Origin of the sequence: Sinorhizobium sojae CCBAU 05684 (genome assembly GCF_002288525.1) — a bacterium.
Lineage (GTDB): Bacteria > Pseudomonadota > Alphaproteobacteria > Rhizobiales > Rhizobiaceae > Sinorhizobium > Sinorhizobium sojae.
Genome location: NZ_CP023069.1, coordinates 390,230 through 410,255 on the forward strand (window position 1 = coordinate 390,230; position 20,026 = coordinate 410,255).

At 59.2% G+C, this 20,026-nt stretch carries 17 protein-coding genes and 9 pseudogenes; 6 read left to right on the forward strand and 20 right to left on the reverse strand.

The features are described 5' to 3' along the window. Window positions 1-308 precede the first annotated feature (308 nt). Complete coding sequence (locus SJ05684_RS30185; RefSeq protein ID WP_158499789.1) at window positions 309-455, reverse strand: hypothetical protein; 147 nt, start codon at window positions 453-455, stop codon at window positions 309-311. Between the two features lie 158 nt (window positions 456-613). Next, window positions 614-958, reverse strand: a pseudogene (locus SJ05684_RS29305) (transposase); the annotation flags it as partial. A gap of 164 nt (window positions 959-1,122) precedes the next feature. On the opposite strand from SJ05684_RS29305, the gene SJ05684_RS29310 reads away from it, so the two are divergent. Beyond that, entirely contained in the window at window positions 1,123-1,839 is a 717-nt protein-coding gene (locus SJ05684_RS29310; RefSeq protein WP_109023434.1) for an IS6 family transposase, read from the forward strand. A gap of 121 nt (window positions 1,840-1,960) precedes the next feature. Here SJ05684_RS29310 and SJ05684_RS29315 read toward each other — a convergent pair whose 3' ends face one another. The 3 genes and pseudogenes from SJ05684_RS29315 to SJ05684_RS29325 form a co-directional block, all read right to left on the reverse strand. Next, on the reverse strand, window positions 1,961-2,434 hold the full coding sequence (locus SJ05684_RS29315; protein ID WP_037403195.1) for a DUF2867 domain-containing protein: 474 nt from the start codon (window positions 2,432-2,434) through the stop codon (window positions 1,961-1,963). A 586-nt stretch (window positions 2,435-3,020) separates the two neighbouring features. Continuing rightward, window positions 3,021-3,689: pseudogene (locus SJ05684_RS29320) on the reverse strand (IS5 family transposase); the annotation flags it as partial. A 71-nt stretch (window positions 3,690-3,760) separates the two neighbouring features. After that, window positions 3,761-4,455, reverse strand: a pseudogene (locus SJ05684_RS29325) (IS6 family transposase); the annotation flags it as partial. 221 nt (window positions 4,456-4,676) lie between these two features. On the opposite strand from SJ05684_RS29325, the pseudogene SJ05684_RS29330 reads away from it, so the two are divergent. Beyond that, window positions 4,677-4,970 (forward strand): annotated as a pseudogene (locus SJ05684_RS29330) (helix-turn-helix domain-containing protein); the annotation flags it as partial. 22 nt (window positions 4,971-4,992) lie between these two features. Here the strand turns inward: SJ05684_RS29330 and SJ05684_RS30895 are convergent. Next, window positions 4,993-5,322: a DUF5372 family protein gene (locus SJ05684_RS30895; RefSeq protein ID WP_015633592.1), complete on the reverse strand. Its 330-nt coding sequence runs from the start codon at window positions 5,320-5,322 to the stop codon at window positions 4,993-4,995. On the opposite strand from SJ05684_RS30895, the pseudogene SJ05684_RS29340 reads away from it, so the two are divergent. From SJ05684_RS29340 to SJ05684_RS29355, 3 genes and pseudogenes are all read left to right on the forward strand, one after another. Then, window positions 5,298-5,558 (forward strand): annotated as a pseudogene (locus tag SJ05684_RS29340) (IS21 family transposase); the annotation flags it as partial. The gene SJ05684_RS30895 and the pseudogene SJ05684_RS29340 overlap by 25 nt on opposite strands. Before the next feature lie 40 nt (window positions 5,559-5,598). Continuing rightward, window positions 5,599-6,420: an ATP-binding protein gene (locus SJ05684_RS31195; RefSeq protein ID WP_014858046.1), complete on the forward strand. Its 822-nt coding sequence runs from the start codon at window positions 5,599-5,601 to the stop codon at window positions 6,418-6,420. Further along, entirely contained in the window at window positions 6,417-6,740 is a 324-nt protein-coding gene (locus tag SJ05684_RS29355; RefSeq protein WP_014858045.1) for a transcriptional repressor TraM, read from the forward strand. Before SJ05684_RS31195 ends, SJ05684_RS29355 begins: the two co-directional genes overlap by 4 nt. A 3-nt stretch (window positions 6,741-6,743) precedes the next feature. Here the strand turns inward: SJ05684_RS29355 and SJ05684_RS29930 are convergent. The 9 genes and pseudogenes from SJ05684_RS29930 to SJ05684_RS29405 form a co-directional block, all read right to left on the reverse strand. Continuing rightward, window positions 6,744-7,456 (reverse strand): annotated as a pseudogene (locus tag SJ05684_RS29930) (autoinducer binding domain-containing protein). Window positions 7,457-7,758: 302 nt separating this feature from the next. After that, window positions 7,759-9,053, reverse strand: a pseudogene (gene trbI / locus SJ05684_RS29370) (IncP-type conjugal transfer protein TrbI). 11 nt (window positions 9,054-9,064) lie between these two features. After that, window positions 9,065-9,511: a conjugal transfer protein TrbH gene (gene trbH, locus SJ05684_RS29375; protein WP_014858040.1), complete on the reverse strand. Its 447-nt coding sequence runs from the start codon at window positions 9,509-9,511 to the stop codon at window positions 9,065-9,067. 3 nt (window positions 9,512-9,514) lie between these two features. Beyond that, window positions 9,515-10,327 (reverse strand): P-type conjugative transfer protein TrbG, encoded by an 813-nt coding sequence (gene trbG, locus SJ05684_RS29380; RefSeq protein WP_014858039.1) that lies wholly within the window; start codon window positions 10,325-10,327, stop codon window positions 9,515-9,517. 17 nt (window positions 10,328-10,344) lie between these two features. Next, the gene (locus tag SJ05684_RS29385) at window positions 10,345-11,007 is read right to left on the reverse strand and encodes a conjugal transfer protein TrbF (protein ID WP_014858038.1); all 663 of its coding nucleotides are present in this window, start codon (window positions 11,005-11,007) and stop codon (window positions 10,345-10,347) included. Between the two features lie 23 nt (window positions 11,008-11,030). Further along, window positions 11,031-12,206, reverse strand: a complete 1,176-nt coding sequence (trbL, locus tag SJ05684_RS29390) for a P-type conjugative transfer protein TrbL (RefSeq protein WP_034859627.1) — start codon at window positions 12,204-12,206, stop codon at window positions 11,031-11,033. After that, window positions 12,200-12,397, reverse strand: coding sequence for an entry exclusion protein TrbK (trbK, locus tag SJ05684_RS29395; RefSeq protein ID WP_014858036.1), 198 nt, complete (start codon window positions 12,395-12,397; stop codon window positions 12,200-12,202). Before trbK ends, trbL begins: the two co-directional genes overlap by 7 nt. Further along, entirely contained in the window at window positions 12,394-13,197 is an 804-nt protein-coding gene (gene trbJ / locus SJ05684_RS29400) for a P-type conjugative transfer protein TrbJ (protein WP_014858035.1), read from the reverse strand. Before trbJ ends, trbK begins: the two co-directional genes overlap by 4 nt. Then, window positions 13,169-15,400: pseudogene (locus SJ05684_RS29405) on the reverse strand (conjugal transfer protein TrbE); the annotation flags it as partial. The gene trbJ and the pseudogene SJ05684_RS29405, both read right to left, overlap by 29 nt. A 77-nt stretch (window positions 15,401-15,477) precedes the next feature. On the opposite strand from SJ05684_RS29405, the gene SJ05684_RS29410 reads away from it, so the two are divergent. Next, a complete protein-coding gene (locus SJ05684_RS29410) occupies window positions 15,478-16,500 on the forward strand; it encodes an IS110 family RNA-guided transposase (RefSeq protein ID WP_014328393.1) in 1,023 nt (340 codons plus the stop codon). A 235-nt stretch (window positions 16,501-16,735) separates the two neighbouring features. Here the strand turns inward: SJ05684_RS29410 and SJ05684_RS29415 are convergent. The 5 genes and pseudogenes from SJ05684_RS29415 to traI form a co-directional block, all read right to left on the reverse strand. Continuing rightward, window positions 16,736-16,933, reverse strand: a pseudogene (locus SJ05684_RS29415) (conjugal transfer protein TrbE); the annotation flags it as partial. A gap of 10 nt (window positions 16,934-16,943) precedes the next feature. Beyond that, window positions 16,944-17,243 carry a conjugal transfer protein TrbD gene (locus SJ05684_RS29420; RefSeq protein ID WP_010875429.1) on the reverse strand — a complete coding sequence of 100 codons (300 nt, stop codon included), beginning with the start codon at window positions 17,241-17,243 and terminating at the stop codon, window positions 16,944-16,946. Then, on the reverse strand, window positions 17,236-17,619 hold the full coding sequence (locus SJ05684_RS29425; RefSeq protein ID WP_034859524.1) for a TrbC/VirB2 family protein: 384 nt from the start codon (window positions 17,617-17,619) through the stop codon (window positions 17,236-17,238). The genes SJ05684_RS29420 and SJ05684_RS29425 overlap by 8 nt, the downstream gene beginning before the upstream one ends. After that, window positions 17,609-18,586 carry a P-type conjugative transfer ATPase TrbB gene (gene trbB, locus SJ05684_RS29430; protein WP_015633597.1) on the reverse strand — a complete coding sequence of 326 codons (978 nt, stop codon included), beginning with the start codon at window positions 18,584-18,586 and terminating at the stop codon, window positions 17,609-17,611. Before trbB ends, SJ05684_RS29425 begins: the two co-directional genes overlap by 11 nt. Window positions 18,587-18,596: 10 nt before the next feature. Beyond that, the gene (gene traI / locus SJ05684_RS29435; protein WP_014858030.1) at window positions 18,597-19,223 is read right to left on the reverse strand and encodes an acyl-homoserine-lactone synthase; all 627 of its coding nucleotides are present in this window, start codon (window positions 19,221-19,223) and stop codon (window positions 18,597-18,599) included. Window positions 19,224-20,026 lie beyond the last annotated feature (803 nt).

The following is a 20,026-nucleotide window of genomic DNA, read 5'->3' on the forward strand; positions in this document are numbered from 1 at the left end:
ATGCCTTGTTGGAGAGATGCATGTGAATGCGGCGCGCGAGACGTTTTTCCGCACGGCGAAAAAGAAGGGCCTCCTTGCCGAACCGGAGATGTCATTGAGCTCAGTTGGCCGGTTGGCTAAGTGACTGAGCTTCCGCTTCCAGGAACGCGGACGGCACGTGCCTTGGAGCGGGCTCATCCACGCCTGGTCGATCAAGATCGTTTACGACAGCACTGGAGCGGCGGCTTCGTTGCCTTTGACGGTGTGCGAGCCGACCAAGGTCAATGTGGCAAGTGGATGAATCAGCCATTTGGAGCCGAAGGTGAGATTCATAGCCGCACCGTTGCCTTGTGTTCGAGATGATTGAGGACAGACATCAGGGCAAGGGCCATGCCCACAACAACGACGCCGATCGCAGCGCCGAGCGGCCAATCGAATGAGACGCCCATCAAGTTGATGACCACGCCGGCGATCATGACGCCCTCGGCACCGCCGACCAATGTAGCAGCAATAAAATCACCGAAGCCGAGAGAGAAGGTAATGGTCGCACCAGTGATGATACCCGGAATGGAGATCGGCAGAACGATTGAAAAATTTCCCAATCGGTCGAACCCGCCTCCTTGCCCGCCTCGATCAGTTCCACGAACAGCGCTTCCAGCGCGTTCCCTGCGTGGGCGATCTTGTGATCGCGGTCGGTTCGGCCGTGCTCCAGCCGGTTCACAGTGGATTTGCCGGCACGCACCGCGGAGTCCTGCCGCTTCGGCGTCAGCCGCTCCGACAAAGGCGCGAGCACCGGGTCATGGCGCATCGTGTCGTGGTCGTCGACATCCTGCTAGGCCAGCGCGATCGCCGCGACGCGCTGGCCGATCAGCGTGCGCACGCTGTGAACCGTGCACTTGCGATCGCGGCCATCGACGAAGCAGGCGGCCATCCGGTCGAACAGCCCGATGGCCCCGTCGACGTGGCGAAGCAGCAGCGCCGAAGGCTTCAAATTCGAGCTGCGCGGAGATAAGTGTGTTTGCATCGCGCCCTCTGCTAATTCTTTGTCGTAAAAGCAACTTCTCAGATTCGTGGGCCCGATGAACCCCCTACTTGGCACCGTAAAGTTAACCGACGGCTGAGGAAGATGTGCGTACATGGGCCATGTCAGAAGTTGCTCGTGATCCGCTTTATCGTCGCCACCGCTATCCCGCTGAGATCATTGCGCACGCGGTATGGCTCTACTTTCGCTTTCCGCTCAGCCTGCGCATGGTTGAGGACATGCTGGCGTCCCGCGGCATCATCGTCACGCATCAGACCATTCGAAGCTGGGCGGAGAAATTCGGACGGCATTTCGCCCGGGAGATCAAGCGACGGTCAGCCGGCTGCCTGGGCGACAAATGGCATCTCGACGAATGTGTGGTGGCCATCAATGGCAAGAAGCAGTGGCTCTGGCGTGCCGTCGATCAGGACGGCTTCGTCCTCGAAGTGCTGGTGCAAAGCCGCCGAAATGCCAAGGCGGCAAAGCGCCTGATGCGCAAGTTGCTGAAGGCTCAAGGGCGGACACCACGGGTCATGATCACCGACAAGCTCCGGTCCTATGATGCCGCCAGGCGCGACCTCATGCCCGGTGTCGAACACCGGTCGCACAAAGGCCTAAATAATCGAGCGGAAAATTCGCACCAGCCGACCCGACGACGCGAAAGGACCATGAAACGCTTCAAGTCGGCACGCCAGCTTCAGCGGTTCGTTTCCATCCATGATCCGATTGCCAACCTGTTCCACTTTCCCCGCAATACGCTGTCATCGGCTCAACATCAAGACCTGCGTAACGCCGCCATGCAAATCTGGAGCAAAATCGCGTGTGTCGCCGCAGCCTGACAGCCGTCCCCGCCAGCTATCGCTGCATCAATCCGCTGATAACTTTACAGTGCCCTTTGAGGTCTTCCTCAAACGCACGGCGCTTACCAGCGGCGCGATGTTCCTGTTGCAAGGATGTGGTTTAGCCGGGTCGTTCAATCGCCGTCAGCAAGGACGGGATAATCGCCTTATGAAAGGGAATGGCAGCGGCAAGATAGAGCCGGCCCAAAAGACTTCTGCGGCGCACCAGGGTGGTCATTCCAACGACCTGGCTATCAGCCGGCCCTTCACGGACATCCACGACCAGGCGAAAAAGCAGGTGATGGTCATCATAGCCGAACACTGTTTGGCTGTCGTCGCTGTGCATGAGTGGGAGGCTGGCGACCAGGTCGGAATGCCTCGTATCCGCGGTTGCGTTCAGACCGATCAAAGGCACGAGGCGGTTTCGAAAGCACAGAAGGTTTCGCACCCAGCGGGGTGCACTCCCAAGCACTCGCCAGGCGGCCTCAGCCGCTGTCATCCGTTCGGACAAGACGAGGACTTCGTAGCGATCAGCCCAATCAGCTCCCGGAAGCCAGGCGTTCGGCAGTCTTACGGTGGCCCTTCGTGGTCTCATCAGCTGCCTGCCTTCCGCTCTTATAGCTTCCGCCCAATCAGGGCGATTACCGTGCATTCTACCTAACATCATGATTGCGCAGGAAGGCGGCGCGAGATAGCGGACCGCTTGCCGCAGTTAAGGGCAATTTGTCGCATTGTGGCATGCACCGACGGGGCGACAGCGATCGACGGTTTGCACGCTCGGACGTTATTCAGGGTGCCACACCGTAAAAGCAGCAGCGGATTGCAGTACTAATCAGACATGATGAGTGGAGACGCTGATCTGGGTGACCAAGAACTCAGGTACGCCTTTGCGGAGCGGCGAGGAGCATCCAGCATCCATCGCGCGGATGGATACCATGCAAACAATCGATTTTGTTTAGCTCGCGGAATGCGGCATAGCCAAGCACCTGGCGTCACAAATCACGTCTCGATCGAGTTGACGGTAATAGACCGCTTCACCGTGGAAAGGAGTAAGATGGACAACGTAGTTTACGTACTGGACCCGGAAACTGCGCTCTTTCGAGCTATTGAGCTTGTCGGCGCCATCAGCCTTAAGCCGATCAGTGACTTGCTCGGCTGTAAGAGCCTGACTCGAAAAGGTCTCAACAATATCCGTACCTTGCCAAGCGTCGTGTCAGGACCCGGATGTGGGCGATAGTGATCCAAGCCTCGGCTGATGCGATGGACTTCTCCCAATCCTTAGCCAATCGTCGGCATCTGCCAAGCCATGCGAAGGTGCGCTCCACGACCCAGCGCCGCGGCAGAACTTCGAAGCCCTTGGCCTTGTCGGTCCGCTTGACGATCTGGAGAGTGAAGGCAGCGATCTTTTGGAGTGCGCCCTTCAGCTTCGGTCCGGCATAACCACCGTCGGCGAAGATATGTCTCAGCCACGGCCAGCGCTTGAGAATGGTTTTGAGGACGGCAGGTGCGCCGTCGCGATCTTGGATATCGGCGCTGTGAACCCTGAGGCCGACCATCAACCCGAGCGTGTCGACGACGATATGACGCTTCCGTCCCTTGATCTTCTTGCCCGCGTCATAGCCCGAAATTCCGCCGCTTTCCGTGGTTTTCACGCTTTGACTGTCAATCACGCCAGCAGATGGCGAGGCTTCCCGGCCTTCCAATTCGCGCGCCTCCATCACAAGATGATGGTTGATCCGACCCCATAACCCTGTCGCTCGCCATTCGTAGAAATAGGACTGGACAGTTGTAAAAGGCGGAAAATCCTTGGGCATCATCCGCCACTGGCACCCCGTCGTGGCGATGTAAAGGCACTGTAAAGTTATCAGCGGATTGATGCAGCGATAGCTGGCGGGGACGGCTGTCAGGCTGCGGCGACACACGCGATTTTGCTCCAGATTTGCATGGCGGCGTTACGCAGGTCTTGATGTTGAGCCGATGACAGCGTATTGCGGGGAAAGTGGAACAGGTTGGCAATCGGATCATGGAAACGAACCGCTGAAGCTGGCGTGCCGACTTGAAGCGTTTCATGGTCCTTTCGCGTCGTCGGGTCGGCTGGTGCGAATTTTCCGCTCGATTATTTAGGCCTTTGTGCGACCGGTGTTCGACACCGGGCATGAGGTCGCGCCTGGCGGCATCATAGGACCGGAGCTTGTCGGTGATCATGACCCGTGGTGTCCGCCCTTGAGCCTTCAGCAACTTGCGCATCAGGCGCTTTGCCGCCTTGGCATTTCGGCGGCTTTGCACCAGCACTTCGAGGACGAAGCCGTCCTGATCGACGGCACGCCAGAGCCACTGCTTCTTGCCATTGATGGCCACCACACATTCGTCGAGATGCCATTTGTCGCCCAGGCAGCCGGCTGACCGTCGCTTGATCTCCCGGGCGAAATGCCGTCCGAATTTCTCCGCCCAGCTTCGAATGGTCTGATGCGTGACGATGATGCCGCGGGACGCCAGCATGTCCTCAACCATGCGCAGGCTGAGCGGAAAGCGAAAGTAGAGCCATACCGCGTGCGCAATGATCTCAGCGGGATAGCGGTGGCGACGATAAAGCGGATCACGAGCAACTTCTGACATGGCCCATGTACGCACATCTTCCTCAGCCGTCGGTTAACTTTACGGTGCCCAATCCGTCAGCCCGATCGCGAGATTGTTATCGATACCGGATCAATACTCCCCAAATGTGCCGTTTGAATCTTCCCCAGTTTGCGCCGTGACCGGTCTTCCGGGGCGCGCCCCGGAAGATTGGTCGCATGTCATCACCGATACTACTTCCGATTGTCGGAAGGGGGATGTTGGTGATCAAGCTCGGGGAGATGATGATGATCTTGGATTTGCATCGACAAGGCTTATCGGTGTCGGCGATCGCCAGGCAGACCGGCGCGGACCGAAAGACTGTCCGCAAGTATATCGATCGCGGTCTGGAAGCGCCGGCCTATGGGCCAAGGAGACCACGCGCGACGGTGATAGACCCATTCGCTGCTTATCTTCGGGAGCGCGTGGCGGCCTATCCTGGGCTAACGGCGCGACGACTTCTGCGCGAGCTGAAGGAGCGCGGCTACAGCGGCGGCTATACCGCTGTCACCAAAGCGGCATAAATTGCCTGACACGCATTCAGCCGCCATGGCTGCGCTCGATTTGCTCGATCAATGCCGCCAGGGTTGCCAGATCATCTGGACGCACGAACGACCTACCGGCCGCGATCTCAATGAAAACATCGGGGGCAGCGACGTCCGTCCATGACGCAAGCAGAGAGCGAAGCCGCCCATCCGCGTCGTAGAACATGACGCGGTCCTCGCCCCAGTTCTGCTTGCGTGTCGACAACACGAAGCGCTGGCCGCGCCACGGATGGAACGGGTGCGTGACCTCGAATTCTATACGCGCTTGAGTGTCAGTACGAACTGCAGTCCTGGACTTGAAAGAAAGCCAAGGTCGAGAGGCCATTCCGCTACATACGCGAAGACTTCTTCCTGGCTCGCTCGTTCCGCAACCTTGATGACCTGAACGCGCAGCTGCGCCATTGGCTGGATACCGTCGCCAATCCCAGGGTGCATGCCACGACCTTGCGCGTCGTCAATGAGGCTTTCGCCGAAGAGCGATCTCATCTACGGCCACTTCCCCTGGCCCGTTTCCGATCGGTCCTGAAGCTGGAGCGGCGAATCTCGCGTGACGGCATGGTCATGACGCTGTTGCAACGGCTATGGCTCGGGAGACCCGCCGATGAGCGCCGCCCTTGATGCTATGCCGTCGATGATCGAACGCATCCGTCACGATCTCGTCGGCCTCAAGATGCCGCGTGCTCTCGAGGCGCTCGACCACGTGGTCCGCCGCCTCGAGCATGGCGAACTCTCAGCCCTGGAAGCAATCGACATCCTTCTATCGGAGGAACTGACCCTGCGTGAGAACAGCCGCATCAAAACGGCTCTTCGCATGGGACGCCTTGCAACCATCACCATCCGCCATCCCAAATCTCCAGCTCTTGCCGAAAACCTTCTGGCAGAATCCTCAATGTTCACAAACACGCGAAATCAATGGGATGTAAGCGGCGCATACGCTCGATTTTACCCTGCAGTAGGATTATTCGCCTCATCGCGTGCCAAACGGAGTCTCATCAGTCGGGGTAACCAACTCGACGTGACTAACACCCAAGGCTTGAGCCAGCTCATAAAGAGTAATCACGGTAGGGTTGCGTCGCCCGCGCTCAAGGCTGCTCAGATATTGTTGGCTGAAACCGGAACGAGCTTCGACCTCTTCCTGTGTCAGGCCCTTCTCCCGACGCAGGCGGGCGAAATTAGAGCCGACCAGCTTGCGCATATCCATGCGCTGAAAGATCGTCGTTTACACACCATAAGTTTATCAACTAAAGTATGTAAACGCGGCGGCTCGGAACGCCCGTCGGCTCGAAGCAGTTGTTTAAATGTCGAGTTTAGATTCAACTGCCTTGCCTCAAGCCCAGAGAATTTGGCTGTAGCGGCTAGACCGATACAATGCCGACCTTGGGTGCTGGGCAGTGAGGAAATCAAATCAGGGAGAAGCGGATGAACGATATGGGCTCATCCGAGGTGAACGACGAAAGCAAGGAGAAAGAAGCGCGCTACAGTGTCATGACCAAGTCAGAGCTTGAGGCACTGGCAGTTTCCGCGATTCGCGAACACCGCCGGCTCCTCTGGGCCGATCAGGCCGTTTACGAGGAGTGGTTGCGCGCAAGCGACGATCCGTCGATTTCCGGTCCGGTCCTCCAGACGCTCCAGGATGAGTACGTTGCACGCCAGAAGAGGTCGGAGGCCCAACAGGAGGAGCTATCGGACATTCTGGACGCGCTTGGCTTTGTGCCCGACGTGCCTTTCGACGATGACAACTAGAACTCAGACCAGGCCGCGATCCTTGGCAATGGCAACGAGTTGCGGCACTGATTCCGCGTCAAGCTTTGCACGTGCTTTATCGAGATAGTGCTGCACGGTTCTGGCATTGATTCCAGTGAGGTTGGCGGTTACGGACGCAGTTTTTCCCTTCGAAGCCCACACCAGGCAAAGCATCTCGCGCGGCGACAGCATTTGCTTGGGATTAAGCACCGTTTTCGCCGCAATGATCTTCAATTGGTAGTGCACCATCATCAGCAATTGAACTGCCTTTTTGGGAGATCGAGCACGCCCGAAATGTCCACTTTCCTTTCCGGCGATGCGAAGGTCAGCATCATCGCGGATCCGTAGCTTCCCTCCACGGGAATGGTGACGCCGCAGCGAATGCCGTGGCTGATTGCCTCGTCACGAAACCGCCGAAGAGGAGACGATCCTCGGGCAGGCCAAGCGTCGGCGGTCCAGAAAAAAACGTCCCGCCGGCGCTTTGCTTCCGCCAGCACGGGATCGATGTTGAAATAGTCGCTACCGAGGTAGATGCTTTCCCATGGTCCGGGATAGGAATGGAACGTCCTAACCTGGGTGCCGTCTTTTTGCAGGTAGGCGAACCTGTCATACCCGCAGGAATGCGCGAAGCTTCTAAGAGCAATCTTGATCATGTGCCCATCTTGCGCGGCTTCCAGCATATCGATGAGCGAGCGAAGGTTTCCGTTCACGGACATCTCTCCTATCTTCTTGACCGCCGAGCTCGTCCTTTGCGAAACGAGCGGCCGTTTGGGCAATCGGGTCATGACTGCGATTTACGCACACAATTACTTTTTGCGGCAACCGCAGGTTAATACAGCATGCGGAGTATTCCCTCGGACCATGTACATTAGCACTACCTGTGGAGATGCAGCTTTCAAGCCACGTCGGCCTAGAAATAGTACAAGTGAGGAAAGGTTTTGCGCTGCAGTGATTGTAGCGCCACACCGCGCGCCAACCAGCGGCAGATACGGAGATCAGATCTGTGGGCCCTGCGCCGCTAATTGTCACGATAGGCGGACGGAAAGATGATGTCCTGGTCAACGAGGACATTGAACTTATAGCCGGGTCGGATGCGGATTGTTGGCTGGACGTTCAGGTTCTTCGATATGGTCTGCTCAGCCACCCGGCCGAACGATTCAGCGAAGTTTCGGCGTACGGCGTCTGAGGCAGTATCCTGTGTCGCCAGCGTCGAGCTCTCGGGCATCGACATGTCGATTCCGGTCCCAATCAGCGCGATCAGCGCTGCCGAACTCCAAGTGCGCCAGAGATGCCGGTCGACCTTGTCCTTGAAGCCACCATAGCCCTCGGCGTCCGTGCCAGCATACCGCCAATCTGCAGGGTCGATCCATTTGGGAAAATGAGATCGGTCCAGACGACGAGAACGCGCTCCTGGCCAAACGAGACCTTTGAGTCATAGCGCCCGAACAGTTTGGCGCCCTGCGGGATAAGCAACCGGTAGCCGGTGGCGCTGTCATAGACATTCTGGCTGACCTGCGCTGTGATGCGACCCGGGAGGTCGGAATTGAGGCCGGTGATCAAGGTGGCGGGAATGACCGAGCCGCGCTTCAACTCATAGACCGACATCTGCGGCACGACCCGATTTGGGAGGTAGCCAACATCCTTGATGTCCTGGTTGAAGAAATCCTCCTTCGACGCCTGGGCGTTCGGATCGAGGTTCTCGCCCATGATCCCCGATTTCATGGCGGCGGCGTAGAGGTCCGACGCATTGTTGGTTGCTGCCGTGGGATTTTGACCGGTGTCACTGGCGTTCCTGGCTACTTTCTCGACATCGGAAATATCCACCTTCAACGGCGAGTCCAAAGCGGTTGCTCGTGCCTGCAGCCGGGCCATCCGCTGCCGCTGGACCTCGCGGATAATTTGTTCGTCCTGCTCGCGCTTCAGGCGCGCCTTCCATTCTTCCTCCGTTTCGAGCCGCGCGCGTCGCTCTTCCGGTTCCGTAGGCCGGTCGACGACAGTCGGTTCCTTGTCGACCTTCTGTTTCATGGCGGGCGTCGGCTGAAACGCTTCCCGTTCCACCGGCTCGCCGATGATACCGTCGGTGACGCCGCGCTTGAGCTGGTCGCCGAAATTCGTTGCCGGGGTATTCGATGCGCTGTGGATATCATTGTTGCGGTTGAACGGAAGACCGCGCCATGCCAGTCCGATGACGACGACGCCGACGAACAGCGCAACGATGACGATGGCGACGATGATCGGCAGGCGATTGAGACGGCGCATGCCGTTCTGATCTTCTGTCTCGTTGGCGGCACCAAGCCGCAGAGACTGGACCATATCTGTCTCCGTCAGTTGCGCTGCATGATGGAAAGCGGACTTGCCGGCACAGCACCCGCTGCCGTTGCCGAGTAGGCCCGGCCAAGCGCGATAGAGGGCGTCGAAAGTCGCGCGAGCACCTGACCGTCAACACCGTCGATCGAATAGCCGAGCTCGACCAGTTTCACGTCCTTGCCGACCCTGCCGACCTTGCCATCAGTCACGACCGTATAGCCCCAGCCTTTCAGCGCCGCCTCAAGCGCGCTCGCGAAATCCGACGAGTCTTTTTCGATCTTGATGGTCGTCGTCGCAGACGGGCCGATCTGCTCGGCGAGCCGGCTTGCCATATCGCCGGCAATCGCGCTCGCCGCGGGCCCGGTGACGGTGGTTGGCGTGGAACTGGTCGTCAGCCCGTCCTCGGCCGTTTGGCAGCCGGAAAGAATAGCCACCGTAACGAAGGAGATCAGAAGCTTCCGCATCGTTCAGCCTCCCCGCCGAATAGTGATCTTCTGCTGCCGCCAGCCGACGCCGGAGACGAGGATCGCCTTGTCGACCGCGTAGTCCACGATCATCATGTCATTCTTCATGCGGTAGTTGACGATGCGGTTTTGGCCGCCGCTGACGACGAAGAGCACCGGCGCGTCCTGTCCGGAGATCGATTTCGAGAATTGGACGTAGGTTTTTGCGCCGTCCGAATAGACCCGTTTCGGCTTCCACGGCGCGCTCCCGCTGACCGAGTAGGAGAAGTTCGGCTTGTCGGGTGCCGTTCCTGGAATGCCGCCGGTCTCGAGCCTTGAATTGATGTCAGCAAGCTTCGTCGAAACGTCCTCCGTATACTCGAAACCGACCCGGGCCATATACTGGCTCGGATGGGATTTCAGCTGGATGTGATAGGTGCGGCGCGACGTCGTGACCACCATCGAGGTCACAAGTCCGGGCTCCGATGGCTTGACGATCAGGTGGATCGCCTGCCCGCCTATGGCACCCGATGTCGCAGGTTCGACCTTCCAGCGCACGCTATCGCCAACGAGAACGTCACGGACGATTTCGCCGCCTTGCAATTCGATATCGCAGACCTGCAAGGGCGAGCAGACGACCGACGGCTGCGTCTCGCCGTACAGGAAGATGACCTTGCCGTCGGGACCAGTCGTCACCAACCCGGCCGTGCCGCGCCATTTCCTCGAAATACTGGTGCCCTTCACCTCATTGGTGGTCATGCTCTGCGCTTCAGCGGCGCTCGCAAAGACGAGTGTTGCCAGGCAGCCGGCGGCTGCGATCAATCCGGTTCTGTGCATTGAGAATTCCCCTGCCCTTAAAGCTGCGCTGTCCAGTCAAAATCCCGGACATAAAGGCCGATTGGATTGAGGCGGATGGTTGCCTCGTCCTGCGGCGCGGTGAGTGTCACCGTCGCGATGCCCCGGAACCGGCGCGTGCCGATCTCCTTGCCCTTGCGGTCCCGTTCGTATTCGGTCCAGTCGATCTGATAGGTCTGGTTTGAGAGCGCCACGATGTTGTTGACTTCGATCGCGACCGTTGCGGTTTTCGCCTTCTCGAATGGCGAATTGCCTCGGAACCAGGCGTTGATCTTCTCCGTCGATGGATGCGAGGTCCGAAGGAGCGCGTAGGTGCGGTCGATATATTGTTTCTGCACCGCGGCGTCCGGCGTGATCGAACGGAAGCTGGTCACGAAATTGCCGAGCGTGGCGCGCACTACCCGCACATCCGCATATTCAATCTGTTCGGGGAAACCGGTCGTGACCGACGTGCCAAGCTTGTCGACCTGGACGATGTAAGGCACGAGCTTGACCTCGGTGCTGAGATACATAGCATATCCGAAACCGATTACGGCCATGGCCAGGCCCAGAATGCCGACTGTGCGCCATGCCGCGGCGGCTCGCACATAGGATCCGTATCGTTCCGTCCATTCCTGCCGCGCGGCAAGATAGGGGTTTTCGGGGGCGCGGTTCGCTGCCATCGTCTATCACTTTCTGATTGCTGTTAGTCTTTGCGTTCGGGAGGTGGCTTGTGCCCGCTATGACCGCCCCGGCTCTCATCGAGCTTGGCGTTGGCGAGGCCGAGGATTGATCCGGCATAGGCGCCGGGTGAACCGATCGCCTTTTCCTTGGCGGCAGAACCAGCAGCACTGCTGGCGGATCCGATCCCCGCGCCGAAACCCCGAAGCGCCGCGCCGGCGAGGGATGAACCCGCCGCTCGTGCCGACTGACCGGCCGTGAAACCCGTTCTCGCGGCGCCGCCCGCGAGGAACCCAGCGCCGGCGGCGAAGGATGCCGCCTGGCCGCCGTGACGGATCGTTTCCATCCCCCCGGAAACCGAGGCGCCTTGCACTACACCTTGGATGATGCTCGGCACGTACATGGCGATGATGAAAACCACGACGGAGATGCCGGCGATCGCCAGGGTCGTGACAAATTGGTCGGAAGACGCGGTTGGAGCATTCGCCCGGCCCAAGAGGACCTGCGATCCAATCTTAGCTATCATCACGAGCGCCATCAGTTTCATGCCGACGCCGAAGGCATAGACAAGATATCGGACAGCGAAGTCTTTCGTGAAAGAGGAACCGCCAAGCCCAAGCATGATCATGCCAGCGAGCAGGCCGACATACATCTCGACCATGACCGACACGAAAATTGCTGCAACCAGCGAAAAGCAGATGACCACGACACCCATCGCCAGCACCGCAGCGATTGCGAGCGCATTGTCCTCGAAGACGTCGAACTGGGCTTGCTGCGACATTTGTGAGGCGACCCGAATGCCAGCGTCGAAGATTTCAGCGGGGGATGCCGAGCCCCCGCCAGCGCCGATCTGGAACAGGCTATCGATCACGGCGCGCGCGAAGGTCGGGCCCTGCGTCAGAACGAAAGCAAAAAATCCGACGAACATGATCCGCCGGACAAGCTCAGCAAACCAGCTGTCGAGCGAAGCCGCCTGGAGCGCCAGCGAGATGGCTGCGATGCCGATCTCGATGGTGGCCAAAATCCAAAACAGCGATTTCGCCGCGTCAAGGATGGTGGTTTCCCATCCTTTCGCGGCTGCCGAGATGTGGTTCTCCAACTCCGTGAGGACTAGTCCTTCCTGCGCGAAAGCGCGTGCCTCGAAGGCGACATAAGCCAAGCCTGCAATCAGCAACGAACGTGCAAGACTGATCTTCACCATCTTGGACCCATCTCCTGACCATCCTTGATCGGCGGAAGCGCCTTCCCCGCGCCGAAGAATTTTTCTTTGGCGGTGCGTTGCTCCTCAGGTGCGGATGGGTTGGAGGCTCTGGAGTTGACGATCAGCGCTGTCGCTGTGGTCGAAACCGCAGGGACGAGGATCACTAAGGCAATGATAACGGCGCGGCTCACCAGCGTGGCTCCATTTTCTGACCTTCCGGAATGCTCTTGACGTCGGCGTTGAAGAATTTTTCCCGCCGTGCTTGCGCCAGGTCCTTGTCGGTCTGCTCCGTCTGGAGCCAGGTTCCCATCATGGTCATCTGCTGCGAGACAAGGCCGCGGAGCTTTTGCATCTGCCCGACCTGTTGGGCCGCGATTTCGTGGCCCACCTGCAGAGCCTTCATCTGCCCGTCAGCGGTCTCTGACATCGAGCGCAGCGAGGACATTGTCGTTTCCTCGCTGTCGAACTGATCGGCCGTGAGGCTCGCCGCATTCAGCGTGCTGGCAATCGTATCGCGGTTGGTGTCCGACCAGGTTTCATAAGTCGAGGAGAATGTCTCATTCCTTGGCAGGTTGGTCTTGAGGGTTGCATAGCTCTGGAACCGCTGCTGCAGTACGTCGTCGGCGTTGCCCATGGAAAAGGCGATGCTCTGACCTTGATCGACGATGCTGCGGAGCCGATTGAGATCACGCTCGACCTGCCCCCACATATGAGACGGAAGCGTCGCCGTGTTCTGGAGCAGGTTCTGATAGATGTTCAGCTGCGTCTCGATCTGTTGTGCGAGCTGGCTGATCTGGGTGAGTTGGTTCTGAATTTGCTCATTGGACTTCCCCACCAGAGCAACCAGCTCCCCATTGTTGAGAACCTGCGTCCACTCGGTTGCGGCGCCAGTGGCGGTGCCGGCACCGACCGGCTCGCCTGTGCCGACCGTTACGGCGACGACCGCCAGACCGGCGAGCAATTTATTCGACATTGAACAGCGACGCGGCATCGTGAACTCCTCTCATCTGAAGCCAGTGGACCGGCCAGTCGCGGTCGTATTCGGAATGAAGTGTTCGGATGCGCTTCAGATCTTCCTTGCCGGATGCGCCAACGAAACTAAGCGCCACCGGACCGAGCACCATATCAAAAAGCCGCCGGCCTTCAGGGGTGACGACATAGTATTCGCGCTTGGGAGTGGCGTTCGAAACGATCTCGATCTGCCGCTCGTTGAAGCCGATCCGTTCGTAGAACTCGCGCGTCCCGGGTTCGCGAGCGGCCCCATTCGGAAGGCAGATCTTCGTCGGGCAGGACTCCTTCAGGACGTCGATAATTCCGGACCGCTCGGCATCCGAGATCGACTGGGTCGCAAGCACGACAGCGCAATTCGCCTTGCGTAGCACCTTCAGCCACTCCCGGATTTTACTGCGGAAAACTGGATGGCCGAGCATCAGCCAGGCCTCGTCGAGCAAGATCAGACTCGGGGATCCATCGAGCCGCTTTTCGATGCGCCGAAACAGATAGGTCAGCACCGGGACGAGGTTCCGCTCGCCCATGTTCATGAGCTGCTCGATTTCGAAGGTCTGGAAGGCGCCGAGGGTGAGGCCATCCTGTTCGGCGTCGAGAAGCTGACCCATTGGGCCGTCGACCGTATAATGATGCAGCGCGTCCTTGATCTCGCGCATCTGCACGCCGCTCACGAAATCGGAGAGCGATCGCCCGGGAGCGCTGGCCATGAGGGTGACCTGGCGGGACATGGCATTGCGATGATCGGGCGTGATAGTGACACCCTGCAGAGCGACCAGCATCTCGATCCACTCCGCGGCCCAAGCCCGATCGGCGTCACTTTCGAGATCCGACAGCGGACAAAAGGCCAGTGCCTTACGCCCTTCCGCATTGTCGCCGCCGATCTCGTAATGATCGCCCCCGGCAGCCAGCGTCAGCGGTAGGAGCGCGCTTCCTTTGTCAAAGGCGAAGATCTGGGAACGATCATAGCGTCGGAACTGTGCCGCGATCAGCGCCAGCAGCGTGGATTTGCCGGACCCCGTCGGACCAAAGATCAGTGTGTGGCCGACGTCGTCGACATGCAGGTTCAGCCGGAACGGTGTCGAACCGCTTGCAACCTGCATCAGTGGCGGAGAATTGGGAGGATAGAAAGGGCAAGGTGCGACCGGGCTTCCCGACCACACGGAGTTCAGCGGAATGAGATCGGCGAGATTGCTGGTGTTGATCAGCGGTTCGCGGATATTGCAATACCAGTTGCCGGGCAAGCTCCCGAGATAGGCCTCGGTCGCGTTGAGCGTTTCGATCCTCGCCCCAAATCCTTCGGCCTGGATCAGCCGGCGGATAGCCTCGGCTTTTTCCTGCAGCGCTTCGCGATCACTGTCGAAGAGAATGATCACGGGTGTGTAATAGCCATAGGCGACAAGCTGCGAAGACGCTTGCGCGATGGCATCTTCGGTTTCGGCCACCATTGTCATGGCGTCCCGGTCGACCGACCGGCTTTGCGTCTGAAATAGCTGGTCGAAGAACGGCCGGACCTTCTGCTGCCACTTCTTGCGCGTGCGTTCGAGCTTCTGACGCGCCTCTTCCGCATCAAGGAAGATGAAGCGCGACGACCAGCGATACGTCAAAGGCATGAGGTCGAGGCTGTTGAGGATGCCCGGCGAGCTCTCGGCGGGGAGCCCGTCGATCGCCACGACACCGAGGAATCGGTTCTCGACCTTCGGCGTCAGACCATGCTCGAGTTCGGCGGTCGCGATCCAGTCGAGATACATGGGAGCAGCTGGCAATCGGATCGGATGGTTTTCGCCGGTGATGCAGAATCGGATAAATTGCAGCAGTTCATCATAGCGGGCGACACGCTCCCCTCCCCTCTCGGCGGCCTCGCGCGTTTCCATGCGCCGGATCGAAAGGGTGTTGGCGAAATACTGCTCGATCTCGCGGATGGCGTTCTTGAAAATGAAGAGCACAGTGTCCGCATAGGTCTTCCTACGGCTCTCCTCGTCCGAGTAGATGTATTTGCTGAGCGCTGTCTTTTTGGCCTCCGACGGCCGATAGGTCAGGATGAGCGCATGCTTGCTTTCGAAATGTCCTCGCTCGCGCGCGAAATGCGCCCGTCGCTCAGCGTCAATTGCGCGCGTCACAGCATCGGGGAAATGGCAGCGGACTTCCGAGGGATAATCGTACGTCGGGATACGGGCGGCTTCGACTTGATGATGTGGACGCCCCGCGCCGGCGGTTGCCGCTATGATGCCGGCCAGTTACCCGCAGCAAAAGAGGAGCGTTGACAATGCAGATCACGACCGTTGGATTGGATTTGGCCAAGAGCGTGTTTCAGGCGCATGGTGTCGATGAGACAGGCGCAACCGTGCTGGTGAAACGGCTGCATCGCAAGCAGATGCTGCCGTTCTTCTCGAAGCTGCCACCCTGCCTAATCGGAATGGAAGCGTGTGGCACAGCGCACCATTGGGCTCGGACGCTCGCCGCCATGGGGCACGAGGTCCGGCTCATTCCCCCATCCTACGTGAAGCCCTATGTCAAACGCGGCAAGAGCGACGCGCTGGATGCCGAGGCAATCTGCGAAGCCGTGCAGCGCCCGACGATGCGGTTCGTGCCTGTGAAGACGGTGGCGCAGCAGAGCATTCTCATGACTCATCGCGCCAGGTCGCTGCTCGTTCGCCAACGCACCATGGTCGCAAATGCGTTGCGGGCGCATCTGGCTGAACTCGGCTTAGTCGCCAATCCAGGCATTGCCAATCTGGCAAAATTGGCGCAGCAAGCGCTGTCTGGCGAGAGCAGCTTGCCCTCCTATGCCCGGACCACGCTGGACATTCTGATCCGGCAGATCCTGGTGTTTGCCGATGAGATCGCTGCGCTGGATCAGCAACTTCTCGCTTGGCATGCCGACAGCGAGGCCAGTCGCCGGCTCTCCGCTATCCCCGGCCTCGGCATAGTCACAGCCACGGCGGTCGCCGCCACCGTCACCGATCCCGAGCAATTCCGCTCCGGCAGGCAATTTGCCGCCTGGCTCGGCCTGACGCCGCAGCAGTGTTCGACCGGAGGAAAAACCCAGCTCGGCGGCATCTCCAAGCAGGGAGACCGATACTTGCGGAGGTTGCTCGTCGTCGGCGCCACCGCCGTTATCCGTCATACGAAGGACAAGGCAACGCCCCTGGCGAACTGGATCAGAAAGCTCCTGGAGAAAAAGCCGTTCAGGCTGGTCTCCGTTGCCCTCGCCAATAAACTCGCGCGGATCGCATGGGTCGTGCTGACCCGCAAGGAAGCCTATCGGGCCCATGAAATGATCGCCTGAGTTCAATCCCAGAGAACCGGAATTGGTAACGGCAGTCGATGATGTGTAACGATCGAGCCAATGGTGAGGCCAACCCGTCTGATTCAATGCGCTTCAAACGCGCGCCAGCTTGATCAGGGTCCTCATCGGCGGATTTCCATCAGGGCCAGCGGTCAAACTTCATACCGCACAAACAGGCCGGACATATGAAAGCAACCGATCAAACCACCCGACAAAAAGCCCTTGCCATAGGGGGCAGGATTGCGTTGATCTGGCGCGATAGTTCGTTGCGTTCGAAGTCTGTGGCGCTGTCGGAGTCCGGCCCGGCAAAATACCAGCCGGCCATCAGGCTTCCGTCTTTCAACAGAAGCACGCCGTTGTCGACCAGGCCGGCATAGGGGACGAGATCCGCGAAGGATGGGCCGGTTGCCCGAAACCGTTTGAGCGCGACCATACCAGCCTCCTCAATACCGCCGCCACGGAGAGGTGGTCGCCTTGTAGTAGGGTTTGTAGGAAATGTGCCGGACATAGACCTGCCGCATCAGCGGATCGGACTTCGCCATCATGCGGAGCAAGCCGACGATCACGATCCACACGACAACCCCGAAGAGCGCCGAGTAGACAGTCAGCACCACAAAGATCAGGATGACCGCGGCAAGCCCGGTGATCAAAACCAGTTCCCGGTCCGCGCCCATCAGGAGGTTCGGCCGGGAGAGCGCACGGTGAATGCGATTGCGGTAACGTTCGGATAGCGCCTCAGCCATGTGCCCCCTCCCCTTCTGCACTCGGGCGCGTCGAAGTGACGCGATCATTGGTCAGGCCGATCGAAGCGCCGGTCGCGCCGAACAGGCCGACAATGGTCGTGGCGCCGAGGAGGATGCCGGCAACAAGCACGACATACATCAGCCGCCGCGCGAAATCGTTCAGCTCACCGCCGAAAATCAGCATGCCGCCGGCGATCGCGACTGCCGCAAGTGCTATGTAGCCCGCGACTGGCCCCGTGATGGACTCCTGGATCTGCTCGAGCGGTCCTTCCCAGGGCAGACTGCCGCCTGAACTGGCCAGTGCCGGTGCTACCGACGCCAAAATGAGTGGCGAAGCAAGAAGCGCGATGGAGATAAATTCATTCTTACGCGACATGCCGCGCCTCCCGTTCTTCGGTGAGTTGGTCGGATTCGATCTCGTATCGGCCGTTGGCGAAGCGCTCGACCTGGATGATGTCGCGCACACGCCGGCCTCGCGGCGTACGCTCGATGGAAACGATGAGGTCGACAACCTCCCCGATCACCTCGTGCATCGGCTGTTGGCTTGCTTCGGCCGTCAGCTGCTCCAGGCGCCGGAGCGCGGAAGTCGCCGTGTTCGAGTGGATTGTTGCCACGCCGCCTGGATGTCCGGTGTTCCATGCCTTGAGCAAGGTGAGGGCAGCACCATCGCGCACCTCGCCGACGACTATTCGGTCGGGACGCAGGCGCATCGTGCTCTTGAGCAGCCGCGCCATGTCAACCGTATCGCTGGTACGAAGAAGCACGGCGTTGTCGGCCGCACACTGGATTTCGGCGGTGTCTTCGAGGATGACGAGCCGGTCTTCCGGCGCGCTCCTTACGATCTCATGGATTACTGCATTTGCGAGCGTCGTTTTGCCGGAGGCAGTTCCACCGGAAATGATGATGTTGAGGCGTGAGTCAATGGCGCTGCGGATCGTCGCAGCCTGGGCCTCGGTCATCACACCGGAGCGGACATAGTCGTCGAGTGGGATCAGGCGAGATGCCCGACGACGGATTGTGAAGGAGGGCTTCGCGACCACTGGCGGCAATAGACCCTCGAAACGATGTCCGCCGATCGGAAGCTCACCGGAAATGATGGGTTGTTCGGTGTCCACTTCGGATTGGAGTGCATGAGCGACCGTCCCGATCACCATTTCCGCCGCAGCCGACGACATCTCGCCAGCGGGCGCGACGCCGTGCCCGAGCCGTTCTATGAACAGCTTACCATCGGGATTCAGCATTATCTCGACTACGTTGCTATCGTCCAAAGCAACGCAGAGCTGGTCGCCAAGCGCCTCCTGAAGCTTGCGGACGAGGCGAGGATGAGAGCGAAGCTGTTCCACTGATTTCTCCTTACGCTGATTGGCCAAAAGTGCTGATGATTTGAGAGCGGTAGTTGGCGGGGCGGAGCCTCATGAATGTGTCTGCCTTTGCCGGCATAGTGCCCGCCACGGCCACGGTCGCTCCGATCGGCCTTGGCTCGCCAATGCGCTGAAGCGGCCAACCGACGCGGGCGAGGATCCGTTCGAACCGAAGATCCGTCACCGTGACGATTTCGGTGTAGCGGTTTGCCACCGACCATTCGATGATCCCCGCGAACATTGTGAGCGTCGCCTCATGAATGGAGCCGTCTCCCCTGCTCTCAGCAAGGAAGGTGTCCACGCAAAAGCGCGAGCTCTCGACCATGGAGGAATGAGCGTCGAGGTGACCGGCAGAAAGGAGCGAGGGGAAAACGTTGGCCACCATCGTGGGGCCGAGCGCAGGCAGTAGGCGAGCACATCCAACCACTCGATCGTTGCTCGATACGGCTAGGATGTAGGTGGGTTGAAGATCGTCGAAAGTATCTGACTCACAGCCTCCGACGACATTGACTTCCCAGCCCAAACGATCGGAAAAGACGCGGGCGCGCAGTTGGTGATGGCTGCGGAGAAGTTGGGCTTCTTCGATATTTCGCGGCTTTGAGATCGCGAGAATCTGCATGAATTTCTCCGTCGTTGTTGGACCGCGGGGAAATCAGCACGAATCGGATTCGAGTGGCAGTTGTAGGATCCTACAAGGTTCCCTGGAACGCGTCGGGCGTTGCGTCGCGTCACGTCTGCCTTTGCAGACCCGAAGCCCCACTTGCGTCTTGTAGGATTCACAGGAGAACAATTCGTGTCCATAGACGGCCGTGATCCGCGTCTAACCCTCAGCGGACAAATACAAATTTGCGAAAGTAATCCTTCGGCTCACCTGAGCCAGGCAGGGTCTTTTCAACCCATTGTCAATCCCAATCTTCTGGACGGTCAGGAAGAATCACCTTCTATTTTTGCGGGGCATGGCCTGTAACGGACAGTACGCCGCCGAGAGGGACAGATGGTGAAAGCAAGTCGAGCAGAACCAGTTGTTGGGCCCCATGAAGAAGTTGGCAGTAAAGTTATGTGCCCCGGCTCTCTTTCCGGGCAACCGCAGCAACTCAGAACTCGAATATATTCACCAAGGCTGAGTCGGGTGAGTCGCGGGGAGCAATACGACCGCTATTTCGCGGTGACGTTTGGTAGCCAGGCGAACGGCCGTATTTCTCCCCTGGAAAAGTGCTGGCGCCTGGCGGAGCGCAAGCGGCTATCTAAGTGCCTAAGAATGAAGGAGAAACACGCATGTTTTGCCGGCGAGCAGGGGCTGCTCGGGACGCGGTATAAACCCTTTGTTAACTCTATATTCCTTGTCAGTCGGCGAGAATCGCACATAATAACGATTATGTCGGTTCTCGGGCCGAAAAACCGTTATTCGAGAGTTCCCCTGCA

Excerpts from the sequence above, each read along its gene's own strand:
- SJ05684_RS30185 (WP_158499789.1), bottom strand. The coding sequence starts at position 455 with ATGATCGCCGGCGTGGTCATCAACTTGATGGGCGTCTCATTCGATTGG.
- SJ05684_RS29310 (WP_109023434.1), top strand. The coding sequence starts at position 1,123 with ATGTCAGAAGTTGCTCGTGATCCGCTTTATCGTCGCCACCGCTATCCC.
- SJ05684_RS29315 (WP_037403195.1), bottom strand. The coding sequence starts at position 2,434 with ATGAGACCACGAAGGGCCACCGTAAGACTGCCGAACGCCTGGCTTCCG.
- SJ05684_RS30895 (WP_015633592.1), bottom strand. The coding sequence starts at position 5,322 with ATGGCCTCTCGACCTTGGCTTTCTTTCAAGTCCAGGACTGCAGTTCGT.
- SJ05684_RS31195 (WP_014858046.1), top strand. The coding sequence starts at position 5,599 with ATGAGCGCCGCCCTTGATGCTATGCCGTCGATGATCGAACGCATCCGT.
- SJ05684_RS29355 (WP_014858045.1), top strand. The coding sequence starts at position 6,417 with ATGAACGATATGGGCTCATCCGAGGTGAACGACGAAAGCAAGGAGAAA.
- trbH (WP_014858040.1), bottom strand. The coding sequence starts at position 9,511 with ATGCGGAAGCTTCTGATCTCCTTCGTTACGGTGGCTATTCTTTCCGGC.
- trbG (WP_014858039.1), bottom strand. The coding sequence starts at position 10,327 with ATGCACAGAACCGGATTGATCGCAGCCGCCGGCTGCCTGGCAACACTC.
- SJ05684_RS29385 (WP_014858038.1), bottom strand. The coding sequence starts at position 11,007 with ATGGCAGCGAACCGCGCCCCCGAAAACCCCTATCTTGCCGCGCGGCAG.
- trbL (WP_034859627.1), bottom strand. The coding sequence starts at position 12,206 with ATGGTGAAGATCAGTCTTGCACGTTCGTTGCTGATTGCAGGCTTGGCT.
- trbJ (WP_014858035.1), bottom strand. The coding sequence starts at position 13,197 with ATGCCGCGTCGCTGTTCAATGTCGAATAAATTGCTCGCCGGTCTGGCG.
- SJ05684_RS29410 (WP_014328393.1), top strand. The coding sequence starts at position 15,478 with ATGCAGATCACGACCGTTGGATTGGATTTGGCCAAGAGCGTGTTTCAG.
- SJ05684_RS29420 (WP_010875429.1), bottom strand. The coding sequence starts at position 17,243 with ATGGCTGAGGCGCTATCCGAACGTTACCGCAATCGCATTCACCGTGCG.
- SJ05684_RS29425 (WP_034859524.1), bottom strand. The coding sequence starts at position 17,619 with ATGTCGCGTAAGAATGAATTTATCTCCATCGCGCTTCTTGCTTCGCCA.
- traI (WP_014858030.1), bottom strand. The coding sequence starts at position 19,223 with ATGCAGATTCTCGCGATCTCAAAGCCGCGAAATATCGAAGAAGCCCAA.